Here is a 13,769-nt window from a genome sequence, read left to right on the forward strand (position 1 = left end):
ACACCGGCGTCCCGCATACCATCACCAGCATCCCGTCCCTCATGGCGCCACCGTAACTGCGATGATCGGGATGCCACAGGAATCCGAAGGCTCCGTGCGCTCTGAGGATACAAGCCGATACTCCTCGGCTGTTTGGAAGGCAGTGTAGAAGCTGGCGACGGGAAATGTCATCTCGGCGATGGACGCCTCCCCAGGCCGTGAACGAAATCAGGGGCCACACTGGTGGATTGGGTTCAGGGCGCGGCTTGTGGAGCGTCTGCCTTGTCGAGGATGGTATGGCTCCAACTCTGGGGGCTTCCCGGCATCCGATGACGAGTAATCGCTGCGAGCAGCCCGCAGGCGAGGTAGACCCCAATCACGACACACCACCCAGCCATGAAGCCGTTGAACGCAGTCAGCAGCCCTCCAACAGCCAGGGGCCCAGCGGCGAAGCCGAGATACAGCCCTACCGCCACCCGCCCGGAGGCTGCGCCCACCTTGCCGGGAGGGGCATCCCGCATCAGGCCCGCCATGACCACGACGTTGATCGCGAGACCCATGGCCCCGTGCAGGAGCACCCCACACCAGAGCAGGACGGCTGACTGCGTCAGGCCGGCCGCCAGCAGGAGGGCCGCGCCGGCGGCGGCACCCAGCCCCAGGGTGAGCAACAGCGTAAACGGGCTGCCCTTTTCCATGATCCGCTGCCCCCACACAATGCGGGACACCACGCCGATGACGCCGGCAACTGCCGCCGTCAGCCCCCCGAGGACGAGGGGGAAACCCACTTCACGCTGTGAAAACAGGGGGAGGTACACATTGGTCGCCTGGATGCCGAAACCGGAAAGCAGGGCGTAAGCCGCATAGGCCCAGACGGTGCCCGGCAGACGGCCCCGTTCCCCCTGTCCCGTGCCGGCAACCTTTGGAGAAGCGGCGGTTCCTCCCAGTACCGTGTCCTCCGACGGAGCTGAGGTTCGCCGGGAGTTCAGAACAGCAGGGCCGGCGGACGTCGGAATCGACCGCCAGGCCACGACGAGCAGGACCAGGGCAAGGGCGCAGCTGAGTCCGGCGACGCCACGCCACCCCGTCACCAGCGCAACGGCCGGGAAAGCGATTCCGGCCAGGAACTGGCTGCCCTGCACGCCGGACTGCTTGACCCCGATCCAGCCGGCGCGTTTGTGGGCCGGTACATGGTCCATCACCAGGCGGTTGGTTGCCGGGTTGGAGAGGGCCTGGGCGGCACCTGAAAGTACCACGGCCAGGACCAACCAGAGGAAGTTGCCGGACACCGCAACCAGCATCATCGCCGCTGCGGCGCCGCCGAAAATCAGGCAGATCTGGGTCCCGCCCCGCATCCGGTCGCTGAAGCGGCCGAACATGCCCGAACTGACCCCGGCGGCCAGGAAACAGACGGCTGCCAGCAGCCCGAACTGCCCGGGGGTGATCTTAAGGCTGTCGATGACGAGGCTGCTGGTTGCGCTCAGCCCATATATCAGGAGGGGCCCGACGCCCATGGCGCAACTGAGCACAAGAAGCAGTCCAGCGCCTGCTTGATTCCGCTTCGGTTGGAGCCGGGTCAAGCTGCTACGCCTCGGCCGTGACGATGACCTTGACCTCGTCGGGGCGTTCGTTGACGAAGTACATGGCCACCATTCCGACGAGCGGGCCCACGGCGAGAGTGCCGAGGGCAGCCAGGAATGAGTTGTGGGTCGCGGCGAAGACAGCTCCGACGGCGATCGGCACCAAGACGCTGCCAACCTGCCAGAGCGCGTTGGTGAGTCCGGCGGCGGTTCCGACCATCTCGCTGCTCACGAGCCGCGGGATCAGGGCCACGATCAGCGGCAGGTAGCAATAGGCGGAAAGTCCCAGCAGCGGAGCTGCGATGAGGAACGCCGGGACGCTGTCCAGCATGCCGAAGACCACGAGCATCACCGCAAATCCACCTAGCACGATCATCGAGGGCACCCTGCGGGCACCGTTGAAACGGTCGGCCACGAGCCCGATTATCGGCTTGCCGAACACACCCAGTGCGGCAAATAGCGCCACAATCACGCCCGCCGTCGCCGGGGCAACGCCGTGTCCTTTGATCATGAGGGCGTTGGACCAGATGACGAAGCCGTAGGTTCCCCAGAACCCGCCAAATCCTGCCAGGCCCACGAGGAGCAGATTGCGGTTGCTGGAGAGGGTGCGCCATGCCGACGGGCGCTTGGGGCTGCCGGCGGGATTGGCAGCGACTGCAACAACGGGACCGGGACGCAATATGAGGTGGCAAACGATGCCGGAAACTATCGAGATGGCACCGAAGAGGTGATAGGAAGCGCCCCAACCGAACTGGGCAATGAGAAACGGCACCGCAAAGTTCGCGATGACGACACCTAAGGATGTAGCGGAAGTGAAGATGCCCATCACCTTCCCGAGCTCCTCCGGACGGAACCAGCTGGAGAGGAGCTTGATTCCGGCGGCATAGTCAGCACCGGCGAAGAAGCCGACCACGCCCTGTACGGCGATGCCTAAGACGGCGGAAGTGGTCGAACCGAAGACCATCATGAAAGCACCTGCGCCGATCATCGAGATAGTGATCAGGCGCCGGCCTCCGATCTTGTCGGTGAGGAATCCGCCGCCTGCGTTGGAAACGACGTACCCGATGTAATAGGTCGTGGCGAAGATACCGAGGCTGGCGAGGGGAACCGCCAGGCTTTCACCGACGAAGACCGAGGACGGCCCCCACGCGGAGCGGTCCACGGACGTCATGGTGAAAGCGAACCAACAGAGGAACAAGACCATCCAGCGGTATGGGTTCCGGAGCTGTGGCGGGGACGAGAGAGACGGGTTCAGGGCTGTTGTCACGTCGAAACTTCCTGTCAGCTATGCGGCACTGAGCGTGGAAAGGCGCTCTTGTGCGGAGGATGTGCGACCGTTCCGGGCTGTCTCCGACGGTGGAGGTGTTTCGCGGGGCTTCATCGTCCCCGCGGTCCCGTACTGGCGTCACAATGGCGAATCTAGCAACGGTGATTCATCTCACGCAAGAAAAATGTCCATTTAGAGACTAAATGCGCGCAAAGCGGACGTTCCGCGTTGTTCTATTGGGATTCGATCCCGGTCCGAAGCTCAAGGGAAATTCGTGCAGCGCATTCCTGTAGTCGGGGGACGAACTCGGCGATCATGGCCCGCTTCGGCACGGCCGCGCTGTGTAGGGACGCACTCAGTGCCGCCACGACAGAGCCGTCCCGGGCGTAGAGGGGGACGGCGACAGCGCGGACGCCTACGTCGAGTAGTTGGTCCACATAACTCCAATGCTGCTCCCGGACGGCCTCCAGTGCGAGCGTGAGCTCTTTCTGTTCGGCGGAGCTGAGCTGGTATTCGCCGTGGGCGTGCGCCGAATCCTCCAGGTAGGCGGCCAGCCTCGCCGCGGGCAGTGATGCCAGCAGCACCCGGCCCAGCCCCGTCCGGTGGGCGGCGATCCGCGATCCCACTCTGATAGAGACTGCCAGGGCGCTGGGCGCATTCACCCGGTGAACGTAGCGGACGTCTCCGCCATCCAGTACGGCCACCGAGACGGAGGCACCCAGCGCGCGGGCCAGCCGCTCCGTGTGGGGCCGCACGACGTCGGCCAGCGAGAGCTTGGGCAGGTAGGAATATCCCAGCTCCAGGACCTGTGGCGTGAGCTCGAACTGCCGTCCGGAGGCGGTGACGTAGCCGAGGTCGGCGAGGGTGTGCAGGAAGCGGCGAGTCGCGGACCGGGGGAGTCCGCAGCGCTTGGCCACCTCCGTCAGGTTCATCGTGGGGTGGTCGGCGTCAAACGCGGTCAGCACGGCGATGCCGCGCTCCAGCGACTGGACCAGATCCTTGGGCCGGCCCCCCCCGGGCCCGGCTCCGGTGGGGTCTTCCGGGGCGGGGGAGCCTTCGTGACGCATGCGGTGCACTCTTTCGGTTTGGGGATCGCTGGATCGAGTGTACCGGGGTGCGGGCTTGACGCCTTCGGGTAAGCAGTGTCACAGTTCTACATGACGCGCAGTTGCGCGGCATGCGGACGCCAAGGCATTTCCCTCCCACGCTGCAGAACGTACGCCGCGCCTGCCGTTCCGTTGATTCTCCTGAAAGGGCCATCATGCTGACCGAAGAACAGAACATCCTCCTGACCCAGACTGGAGCCGATACGCCGATGGGCCGGCTCTTCCGCCGCTACTGGATTCCGGCGCTGCTGGCCGAAGAGCTGCCGGAGCCCGATTGCCCGCCGGTGCGGGTGAAGCTGCTCGGGGAACAGTTGATCGCCTTCCGCGACACCCAGGGTCGACTGGGCCTCCTCGATGAGTTCTGTGCCCACCGCACCGCGTCTCTCTTCTTCGGCCGAAACGAGGAATGCGGCCTGCGCTGCGCGTACCACGGCTGGAAATACGACGTCGAGGGCAACCTGGTGGACATGCCCTCGGAACCGGAGGACTCAAAATTCAAGTCCCGCATCAAGCAGAAGGCATACCCCTGTGTGGAGCGCGGCGGCGTCATCTGGACCTACATGGGTCCGGCTGAGCTGCAGCCCGAGCTGCCCGAATTGGAATGGGCCATGCTCGGAGAAGGCCAGCGGTTCATTTCCAAGCGGCTGCAGGAGACCAACCACATGCAGGCCATGGAAGGCGGCATTGACTCCAGCCACGTCTCCTTCGCGCACCGCTTCAACCTCGACGACGATCCGATGCACTCGGGCACCGAGGGCAACAAATACCTCAAGGCGGACACCCGCCCGAAGTTCGAGGTGGTCGAAAGCGATGGCGGGCTGCTCATTGGTGCACGCCGAAACGCCAACGACGACGAATATTACTGGCGAATCACGCAGTGGATCATGCCCTTCTACACGATCATTCCCCCTTTCGGCACGCACAACCCGCTCGGCGGCCACGCCTGGATCCCGATCGATGACGAAAACTGCTGGGCCTGGAGCTGGAACTACCACCCCACCCGCGACCTCACCGAGGCGGAGCTGGAATCCATGCGCAACGGCGACGGCATCCACGCCAAGTACATCCCGGGTACCTACCGGACGCTCGCGAACAAAAACAATGACTACCTGATGGACCGTGAGGCCCAGCGGCAGAAGAAGTCCTTCTCCGGAATCGAAGGGATCGCCGCGCAGGACTTCTCGCTGCAGGAAAGCATGGGAAGCATCGCCGACCGCACTAAGGAGCGTCTAGGCACCTCGGACGCGGCGATCATCCTCGCCCGCCGCCGCCTGATCGCGGCCCTTGACCTCCTCGATGAGGAGACGCTGCCGGGCATGGCCGTGGAGGACCAGCGGGTCCGCTCCGCCTCCGTCCTGCTGCCCAAGGAAACCCCCTTCCATGAGGGCGCCCGCGATGCGCTCATCGTGGTCGAGGGTGAGAACTTCGTCTCCATCTAGTCCGTCAAACCCCCGTTCATCCCGCTTATTGGAAGAGGCGCTACCTGCCGTGAAGAACCACCACTCCACCTCCGTTGCCCTGACCGGGCCCGGACCTGCTGCCGGTACGCTGCAGGGGCGTCCGGACCAGGTCCGGGCCGCTGTTTCCCTGCCCGAGGCGGCGACCGAGGTCCGGTATCTGGACACCGCCGGGGCCATCGGCGCCGTCGGCTGGCTGCGGGTGGAGTCATCCGCCGTGTGCGGCACGGATGTCAGCCTTTACCGGGCAGGGCTGGACTGGCCCACGGTGATGGGGCACCATGTGGTGGGCCGAATCACCGCGCTGGATCCGAAGCGTGCGCTGGCCTGGGGCGTGGCAGTGGGGGACCTGGTGGCACTGGAGGAGTACCTGCCGTGCCAGAGCGCCGATTGTGCAGCATGCTCCATCCCGGGCCGATACCGCATGTGCCCGGAGTCGGACCTATGGAAGGGCCGGCGCAGGGTGGGGCTGATCTCGGCCGAGGAGGGCTCCGGCCTGTACGGGGGCAACGCCGAGTACATGCAGCTGAATGCGAACAGCATCGTGCACCGGCTGCCCGGGGATCTGGATCCGGACCTCGCGTCCTGGACCCAGCCCTTTGCCAACGCCGTGGACTGGACGATCAACGCGGGCGGTGCCCGCGAGGGCTCCACCGTCGTTGTCATCGGCCCGGGCTACCACGGCGTTGCGGCCGTGGCCGCGGCGCGGGCCGTGGGGGCAAAGAAGGTCATCGCCGTCGGCCGTTCGTCCGAACGGCTGGAGATCGCCGAAGCCCTCGGCGCTGTGCCTGTCACTAACGACGACGGTACGGACCTGGGAACCGTGATCGACTCTGCGACCGGCGGCAACGGTACGGACCTCATCCTGGACACGGTCGGGCTGGGCCGGGCAGTGACATCCGCCGCGGCCGGAACGCTGCGCAAACTCGGGCGGCTGGTCCTCGCAGGCCTCGGACCGGTACCGGTCTCCGAGGTGGACCTCAAGGCCCTTATCCGCGGCGCCAACAGCATCACCGGGGTCCGCGGTCGCTCACCCGAGGCCGTGCGACAGAGCATCGAGCTCCTCGCCGCGGGCGCCTCGGGACTCGAACTGGTCCCCACCACCCACGTGCCCCTGGAGGAGGTCAGCGACATGCTCGACCGCCTCGCCACCGGCAACGGCCCGGTGAGCCCGCACGTGGTCATCCGGCCCCAACTCCGCTGATTTCTTCCAAGCCTCACAGATAAGGAACCCCTATGCCTTCCACACCCACACGGCTCTCCTACGAGGCGCGGATCCTGGTGGTCCCGCTTGGCGCGTCCGGGGATGATCTCGTACAGACTATGGCCGCAGGCGGCCCCACCAACGTGCGCATCGTGGCGGACGCCGGCCAGTCCGCAGCCTCTGTCCGGGATATCCGTGCAGCCGTCGGAAGCGAGGTCACGGAAACCGTGGCCGATCTGGCCGCCTCAGCGGACATGATGATCCTGCTCGGCTCAGACCTGACCCAGCTGCCCTCCGCCTTCGTCGCGACGCTGGCCAAGGCGGCTCGCGCCAACGGCGTCCTTCTCGCCGGCGTCTTGGTGGACCAGCAGAACTGGGAATCCGCCCGGGGGGCCTACGCCTTGACCGTGCTGCGCCGGGAACTGGACATGCTCGTCTCTGTCCGGGACGTCGGCTTGGCCACCGCCTTCATCGACGTACTCAAGGGCGGACGCCGCAAGCCGGAGGCTGATCTGGCCACAACCGAAGCAAGTGCGGCAACCGCATCAAGCGAGGAGAGCACCAGAAAGGGAGCATCATGAGCACCGGGACCACCGAACTGCTGGTCCGGCAGCAGCGCCTGGAATCCGACGGCGTCTTGTCCCTAGTCCTGGAACATCCGGACGGCAGGGAATTGCCCGCCTGGACCCCCGGGGCGCATATCGACGTCGTCCTGCCCTCGGGCGCCGTGCGGCAGTACAGCCTCTGCTCGGATCCCATGGAAAGGACCCAGTACCGGATCGCCGTGCTCAACGATCCCAACAGCCGTGGCGGATCCCGTGAAATCCACGAGACCGTACGCACCGGCGGCCTGCTGCAATTCCGGGGGCCGCGCAACCACTTTGAGCTCGAACCGGCGCAGCATTACCTGCTCATCGCAGGCGGCATCGGCATCACCCCGATCCTGGCCATGGCCCGGCAGATCGCGCAGGGCGACGCCGGACTGACACTCCTCTATGGAGGCAGAACCCGGCGGTCCATGGCTTTCGTGGACGAGCTGGCACGGCTCGGCGGAACCGTGAGCATCATTCCGAAGGATGAATGCGGCTACGCAGACCTGGAGGGCGCCATGGCCTCCGCGCCGGCCGGAACTGCCGTGTACTGCTGCGGGCCGGAGTCGCTTATCCGCGCCGTTGAGGAGGCGTGTGAGCGCCATCTGGGGGCGGACGCTATGCACGTCGAACGCTTCGGCGCCTCGGCTTCTCTCGCTGCGGCGAGGAATGCCGCATCCCCGGCCGGCAGCCCCGAGGGCAATACGACGGATGAGGGCCTGGCGGAATTCGAGGTGGAACTCAAGCAGAGCAACTGCGTCCTGAAGGTGCCCGCGGACCGCACCCTGCTCGACGTCGTCCGTGACGCGAACCCCTCGATCCTCTTCTCCTGCGAGGAGGGCTTCTGCGGATCGTGCGAAACCAAGGTGCTGGCCGGAATTCCGGACCACCGCGACACGATCCTCAGCAAGGCGGACCGCGAAAGGAACGACACCATGATGCTGTGCGTCGGCCGGTCCAAAACGCCGCTGCTGGTGCTGAACGCCTGAGCTAGGCCCCGGAGAAGAACAGGCTGCTTGCCGCGTCAGAGTACGACGTCGGCTTGCCAATTACCCGCCGCCGTCAGCCCAGGTGCCGACGGCGGCGGGCCCATCCGTGTTCGCATCATCGCGCCTGTCCGTCCCTAAACCCTGTTTCCAAACCTTATTTCGGAGTCAGCGCCGCTGGTATCACAGGGGGATGTGATGCCAGCGGCTCACGGTGGATGGGTTCGGTAGTGTTGCTCAGCGGACGTCCGCTGCCGCCCCACATCGCGGAAATGATCTCTGCTGCGATTGATACCGCCGTCTCCTCCGGTGTCCTGGCGCCGAGGTCCAGCCCGATCGGAGAGCACAGCCGGGCGAGTTCTTCCTCCGACAAACCATTTTCCCGCAGCTTGGCGAGCCGGATTCCGTGGGTCCGGCGGCTTCCCATAGCTCCGACGTAGCCCGCCGGCGTGCGCAGCGCCAGCTCGAGGAGGGGAACATCGAACTTGGGGTCATGGGTGAGGACGCAGAGGACCGTCCGCTCGTCGACGTCCGTTTCCGCCAAGTAGTGATGCGGCCACGCGACCACGACGTCGTCGGCTTCCGGGAACCGGGCCTTGGTGGCGAAGAGGGGGCGGGCGTCGCAGACGGTCACGTGGTATCCGAGGAACTTCCCGATGCGCGCGACCGCAGCGGCGAAGTCGATGGCCCCGAACACAATCATGCGCGGGGGCGGCGACAGGGACACGACGAAGACGGACACTTGGTCCGACCGGCGCTCTCCCTGCCGCCCCACATGCAGTATTCCGGTGGTTCCGTGCTCCAGCATCCCGCGCGCATCGCTGGCCACGGCTTGGTCCAGGCGCTCGGAGCCCAGCGAATCACGGGTGGCCGACGGTGTGATCACGAGACGGCGTCCCACGGACTCGGATCCGTCGATGACGGTGGCGACGGCGATCGGGCGCCGCTCCCGCACCGCCTCAACCACCATTGCCAAGTCGGGAAAGATCTCGGCGTCGACGAGCTGGACGAAGAGTTCGAGGATCCCGCCGCACGTCAGGCCGACCGAATATGCGTTGTCGTCCGAGACTCCGTACCGGACGAGTTGCGGAACGCCGCTTTCAAGGACCTCCCGGGCCACCTCGTACACCGCGCCCTCAACACATCCTCCAGACACGCTGCCGATGACCTCTCCGGTGTCGGCTACGGCCATGGATGCACCGATGGGGCGCGGCGACGAGTTCCAGGTGCGTACCACCGTGGCTACCGCGAAGCGCCTCCCTTCGCGGTGCCACGGCTCGATGTCATCGAGAATATCGCGCACGGTTGCTCTCCCTCCGGCTCGCCCGGTTCACGTTGTCCAATCCGGCGGCGTATCCGCTAGGCAAGCGAGCCGGCGCGGCGTCCGAACACCGCACCAGAGGTCAGCCCGGAACCGCCAGGATAGTTGCCACTGAACAGTCCGCCCAGCATTTCGCCGCAGACATACAGGCCCGGAATCCGGGCGCCGTCGTCCTTGAGCACCCTGCCATGGTCGTCCGCCCGCAGCCCGCCGAAGGTGAAGGTGATTCCGCATGTCACCGGGAAGGCGTGGAAGGGCGCGTTCTTGATCTCGACAGCCCAGTTGCTCTTCGGTGGCTCCACGGCCGACGAACGGCCGTCCTTGATGCTGGCGTCGAAGGGCCGGGCAGTGTCAATGTTGGCATTGAAAGCCTCAACTGTGCGCACGAAGGTGTCGGTGTCAGCGCCGATAGAGACGGCAAGTTCCTCGAGAGAATCGGCCACGTGCACGCTGGCGCCGTCGCTGTCGTACTCTTCGGTGCGCAGCATGGGCCTGGTGGTCGAGTCGTAAATCTGGAAGGCCCGGCCTTCGGGCTGCTTGAGGATCTCGGCGCCGTACTTCGCGTAGGTGTAGTTGCGGTAGTCGCTTCCCTCGTCGATGAATCGTTCGCCGTTGATGTTGACCACGATCCCCAGGAAGTAGCCGCCCCGCGTCAGCTGGTTGGTGAGGACACGGCTGCCGGTCTCGGGTGCGTTTGCGTCCCATGCCACGCTGTGGCAGGTGGTCCAGTCTCCGTAGGGGGCTGCGCTGGCGTCGAGCGCGGCACGCAGCATGTCGCCGGTGTTGAGCGGGTTGCCGCGGACTTTCGCGCGGTCCCAGCCCTCGCCGAGGTATTTGCGCCGCATCCCGGCATCTGCTTCGAAGCCGCCTGCCGAGAGGATCACAGAGTCGGCTCGCAGTTCGGCCCGCTGTCCGGAGGCATCCCGGTAGACGACGCCTACGGCGGCGCCATCCTCGACGATGAGGGATTCGCCTGCGGCCTCGTAGCGGACATCGATGCCGAGCCGCTCGGCTGCGGCGACGTGCTGCTCGATCAGGCCAACGCCTCCTCCCACGGATCCCACAGCCAGGCCGCCCCAGAAGCGCTGCCTTCCTGTGGCGTCGGGGTAGGCCTGGCGCTCATACATCAGGCGGAAGCGAAGTCCGTGGCTGTGCAGCCAACGCAGCGTCTCCGCACTGTTTTCGACCAGCACGTCGGTCAACTTCTGGTCGTTACCGCCGTTGGTTACCCGCTTCATGTCCAGCTGGAAGTCCGAGGCGGTGTAGCTCGGCAGGTCCGTAACGGCATGCCTGGGATCGGGTTCGACCAGGTCGCCGAGGCCGTTCAGTCCGTCATGGGTGATCCGGAAGGCGCCTGCTGTGTAATAGCTGTTGCCACCGCGGGCGCACTGGGGTGCTTTTTCCAGCAGGACGACGCGTCGGCCTCGCTCGGCCGCGGCGATGGCGGCGCTGAATCCGGCATTGCCTCCGCCGACAACTACAACATCTGTTCGATCTTCAAGGGACACTTGGCGCTCCTTCGGGGCTTTCGTATGATATACGTTTGGATATTTATGTATAAATCGACGGACACACATTGCTTCTCCGTCAAGTGGTGGTGGGGTGTCCTGGAAGAGCCAGGGCGTTCAGGGGGTGAGGATGAGCCGTGACCTGATGGATTTGTTGCTGAGCGCGTCCACCGCGGTACGCCACTCGTCCAAGGCGAACGTTTCGCTCCGGGGCGGAGTGAGGCGACCCTGTGAGTAGAGCTCGAAGATGTTATCGAAGCAGCGCTGCATCAGTTCCGGCGCACGTTTCCGGTAGTCGCTGATCTGTAGCCCGGACACCTCGATGTTCTTGAGCATCGGGTAGTTCATTTTGAGTGTGGGGATCCGGCCAGCCGCGAAGCCCACGATGACCAGCCGTCCGCGCCAGGCAAGTGCTCGGACCGCACCGTCGAAGGCGTCGCCCCCGATGGCGTCGATGACGACGTCGACCCCACGGCCGGCGGTCAGCTCCAGGACACGGTCCCGGATACTGTCGCGCAGGTTCGGTCCGGACTGAAGGACATAGTCGTCGGCTCCGAACGGTTGGACCTCCTCGAATTTCGAGGCGTCTGAAACTCCGGCCAGCACGGTGCCGGCTCCGAGTGCCTTAGCAAGCTGGACTGCCGCCCCTCCCACTGCTCCGGTGGCCCCGAGCACCATCACGGACTCGCCTTGGGTCAGCCTTCCCCGTTCGACGAGGCTCATCCACGCCGTGTCGAACGCCAAGGACATGGCAGCTGCGTCCACGAATCCCAGGTCGGGGGGAAGGAGGTAGGCCTGGCTGCCTTGGATCACGCATTTCTCGGCGTAGCCGCCATACTCGGCCATGCCGAGCACGCGGTCACCAACCTTGGGGTGCTCGACGCCCTGGCCGACGGCGCTGACGTGTCCGGCAGGACCCTTGCCGGGCGTGTAGGGCAGTGTCGGGCGGAATTGGTAGGCTCCGCGCATCGTGACGAGGTCGACGTAGTTGACCGGTGCCGCCGCGACGTCGATCACGATTTCGCCGGGCCCGGGGACAGGGGCATCGATGTTTGCCAGCTCGGCTTCGTCCAGTTCGTCGAACACTCGGATCTGTACGGCCCGCATTGTCGCGCTCATCGGACCGCCGCCGTGAAACGGATGGGTGTGGGCGTCATTTCACCGGAGTGCAGGCGGGTGATCAGTTGCCGCTTGTCGAGCTTGCCCGACGGCAGGAGCGGAATCGAATCGACAACTTGGAGGAATTCCGGCATGTCGTACTTCGACAGTCCTTCCCGGTCGAGGAACCGCAACAGTTCGTCAGGCTCCGGATCGGACAGGCCTGCGCGGGTCACCACAAGGCACACCCGCTCGCCGAGGCGGTCGTCCGGCACGGGAATTGCGGCGGCCTTGCCCACCGCGTCGAACCGCGATGCGAGGTTTTCAATCTTTGCCGGGAAGATATTGTGCCCTCCTCGAATGATGACGTCCTTCTTCCGTCCAGTGATCCGGATGTATCCGTCTTCGTCGGCCCAGCCTAGGTCGCCGGTGAGGAACCAGCCGTCGGCTGTAAAGGAAGACTCCGTGGCGGCCTGGTTGTCGAAATAGCCGAGCATGACGCTGGGGCCGCGCCCGGCAATCTGTCCGATGGTCCCGGGAGGGACGTCAAGGGAGGCGTCCTCCCGGTCGAGGATCCGGACGTCGTGCCCAGCGAAGGGCCGGCCCGAGCTGCCGACGATACGTTCGGCGCTGTCGTCCGGGAGTGTGTAGTGGTGCGAACCGGCCTCTGTCATTCCGTAGCCGCTCTGTGGCACGACGCCGGCGGCGATGAGTCGCGCGGCCACGTCGCCCGGGATGGCCGCGCCGGAGATGCGGAACCCTTTGAGCTCGGGCAGGGACTCGATGTCCCCGCGCTCGAGTTCGGCCAGAAGGTCGATGGCATGGGTCGGCACTCCGAAGACGAAGGTCGAGCCGGTTTCGGCGATGCGACGCGCTACGCTCTGTCCGCGTGCAAGGTCGTGCGCCACGAGCGAACCTCCGCCTGTCAAAGCCAGAAGCATGGCGCCGAAACCCAAGTTGTGGCTGAGCGGCGAGAGGGAGTAGATGACCATGTCGGCGTCGAGGTTCCAGTCGACGGCCAGTGCGCGAACAGGCGCCAGCATGGTGTTGCTTGAATGCATGACCCCTTTCGGCTGGCCAGTGGTGCCCGAGGTGAAGGCCAAGTAGACGATCGATTCGGGGTCCCCGTGAGGGACATCGTCCCTTGCACCAGGGCGGCAGTCGGGGAACAGTACCTCGTCGGAGCCGGCAGGCTCGAGCGGGATGCGGACCCGGACGGACTCGACGTCGTCCATGCGTGAGAAGATGTCCGCGCGGTCGCTGTCGGCACCGTATCCGGGCTGTCCAATGAACGCCTTCGCGCCGATCCGCTCCATGAGGGTGATGACGTCTCCCACCGTGTGGTCGCGGTGGAGCGACGGGCACGCGATGTAGCCGTTGCGCGAGCAGGCGAGGAGGGCCGCGGCAACCTCGGCTCGGCTCGGGAGCCAGATTGCCACCCGGTCCCCACTCGTCAAGCCGGCGTCGGCAAGGTGGGCGGCGAGGCGGTCCGCCGCATCCAGCAGGGAACGGTAGCTGATGTTCCGGGATCGCTCCATCACGGCGACCTTGTCGGGGAAATTGGTGGCGGCTTTCCGGGCACGTCCGTAGATTGTTTCGTCCTGCCAGTAACCCGCGGCGTAGTATTCACGCGCTTGCGGCAGGTCGAGGCGGGTAAGCATTCGATTTGTCATCGT

11 protein-coding genes are annotated in these 13,769 nt (G+C 65.6%); 4 read left to right on the plus strand and 7 right to left on the minus strand.

From position 1 onward, the window contains the following. Window positions 1–233: 233 nt before the first annotated feature. From AB0323_RS11880 to AB0323_RS11890, 3 genes are all read right to left on the minus strand, one after another. Window positions 234–1,490 carry an MFS transporter gene (locus AB0323_RS11880; RefSeq protein ID WP_366177489.1) on the minus strand — a complete coding sequence of 419 codons (1,257 nt, stop codon included), beginning with the start codon at window positions 1,488–1,490 and terminating at the stop codon, window positions 234–236. A 70-nt stretch (window positions 1,491–1,560) separates the two neighbouring features. Further along, window positions 1,561–2,823 (minus strand): MFS transporter, encoded by a 1,263-nt coding sequence (locus tag AB0323_RS11885; RefSeq protein ID WP_366177490.1) that lies wholly within the window; start codon window positions 2,821–2,823, stop codon window positions 1,561–1,563. Between the two features lie 233 nt (window positions 2,824–3,056). After that, window positions 3,057–3,890 carry an IclR family transcriptional regulator C-terminal domain-containing protein gene (locus AB0323_RS11890; protein ID WP_366177491.1) on the minus strand — a complete coding sequence of 278 codons (834 nt, stop codon included), beginning with the start codon at window positions 3,888–3,890 and terminating at the stop codon, window positions 3,057–3,059. Between the two features lie 194 nt (window positions 3,891–4,084). Between AB0323_RS11890 and AB0323_RS11895 the strand changes: the two genes are divergently transcribed. Genes AB0323_RS11895 through AB0323_RS11910 form a run of 4 tightly spaced genes read left to right on the plus strand, consistent with a single transcriptional unit; the run spans window position 4,085 to window position 8,169 of the window. Continuing rightward, the gene (locus tag AB0323_RS11895) at window positions 4,085–5,368 is read left to right on the plus strand and encodes a Rieske 2Fe-2S domain-containing protein (RefSeq protein ID WP_366177492.1); all 1,284 of its coding nucleotides are present in this window, start codon (window positions 4,085–4,087) and stop codon (window positions 5,366–5,368) included. 49 nt (window positions 5,369–5,417) lie between these two features. Beyond that, entirely contained in the window at window positions 5,418–6,590 is a 1,173-nt protein-coding gene (locus AB0323_RS11900; protein WP_366177493.1) for a zinc-binding dehydrogenase, read from the plus strand. A 32-nt stretch (window positions 6,591–6,622) separates the two neighbouring features. Beyond that, window positions 6,623–7,171 carry a hypothetical protein gene (locus AB0323_RS11905; RefSeq protein WP_366177494.1) on the plus strand — a complete coding sequence of 183 codons (549 nt, stop codon included), beginning with the start codon at window positions 6,623–6,625 and terminating at the stop codon, window positions 7,169–7,171. Continuing rightward, on the plus strand, window positions 7,168–8,169 hold the full coding sequence (locus AB0323_RS11910) for a PDR/VanB family oxidoreductase (protein WP_366177495.1): 1,002 nt from the start codon (window positions 7,168–7,170) through the stop codon (window positions 8,167–8,169). Before AB0323_RS11905 ends, AB0323_RS11910 begins: the two co-directional genes overlap by 4 nt. Window positions 8,170–8,323: 154 nt before the next feature. Here AB0323_RS11910 and AB0323_RS11915 read toward each other — a convergent pair whose 3' ends face one another. The 4 genes from AB0323_RS11915 to AB0323_RS11930 form a co-directional block, all read right to left on the minus strand. Beyond that, window positions 8,324–9,469, minus strand: a complete 1,146-nt coding sequence (locus tag AB0323_RS11915; protein ID WP_366177496.1) for an XdhC/CoxI family protein — start codon at window positions 9,467–9,469, stop codon at window positions 8,324–8,326. 56 nt (window positions 9,470–9,525) lie between these two features. Continuing rightward, window positions 9,526–10,995, minus strand: a complete 1,470-nt coding sequence (tcuA, locus tag AB0323_RS11920; protein ID WP_366177497.1) for an FAD-dependent tricarballylate dehydrogenase TcuA — start codon at window positions 10,993–10,995, stop codon at window positions 9,526–9,528. Window positions 10,996–11,112: 117 nt separating this feature from the next. After that, a complete protein-coding gene (locus AB0323_RS11925) occupies window positions 11,113–12,114 on the minus strand; it encodes an NADPH:quinone oxidoreductase family protein (protein WP_366177498.1) in 1,002 nt (333 codons plus the stop codon). After that, window positions 12,111–13,766, minus strand: coding sequence for a class I adenylate-forming enzyme family protein (locus AB0323_RS11930; protein WP_366177499.1), 1,656 nt, complete (start codon window positions 13,764–13,766; stop codon window positions 12,111–12,113). Before AB0323_RS11930 ends, AB0323_RS11925 begins: the two co-directional genes overlap by 4 nt. Window positions 13,767–13,769: the final 3 nt, after the last annotated feature.

It is taken from the genome of Arthrobacter sp. NPDC080031 (assembly GCF_040702485.1).
Taxonomy (GTDB): Bacteria; Actinomycetota; Actinomycetes; order Actinomycetales; family Micrococcaceae; genus Arthrobacter.

What these genes read in the sequence shown, in the direction of transcription:
- AB0323_RS11880 (WP_366177489.1), bottom strand. Translation starts at nt 1,490, where the DNA reads ATGGGCGTCGGGCCCCTCCTGATATATGGGCTGAGCGCAACCAGCAGC.
- AB0323_RS11890 (WP_366177491.1), bottom strand. Translation starts at nt 3,890, where the DNA reads ATGCGTCACGAAGGCTCCCCCGCCCCGGAAGACCCCACCGGAGCCGGG.
- AB0323_RS11895 (WP_366177492.1), top strand. Translation starts at nt 4,085, where the DNA reads ATGCTGACCGAAGAACAGAACATCCTCCTGACCCAGACTGGAGCCGAT.
- AB0323_RS11905 (WP_366177494.1), top strand. Translation starts at nt 6,623, where the DNA reads ATGCCTTCCACACCCACACGGCTCTCCTACGAGGCGCGGATCCTGGTG.
- AB0323_RS11910 (WP_366177495.1), top strand. Translation starts at nt 7,168, where the DNA reads ATGAGCACCGGGACCACCGAACTGCTGGTCCGGCAGCAGCGCCTGGAA.
- AB0323_RS11925 (WP_366177498.1), bottom strand. Translation starts at nt 12,114, where the DNA reads ATGAGCGCGACAATGCGGGCCGTACAGATCCGAGTGTTCGACGAACTG.
- AB0323_RS11930 (WP_366177499.1), bottom strand. Translation starts at nt 13,766, where the DNA reads ATGACAAATCGAATGCTTACCCGCCTCGACCTGCCGCAAGCGCGTGAA.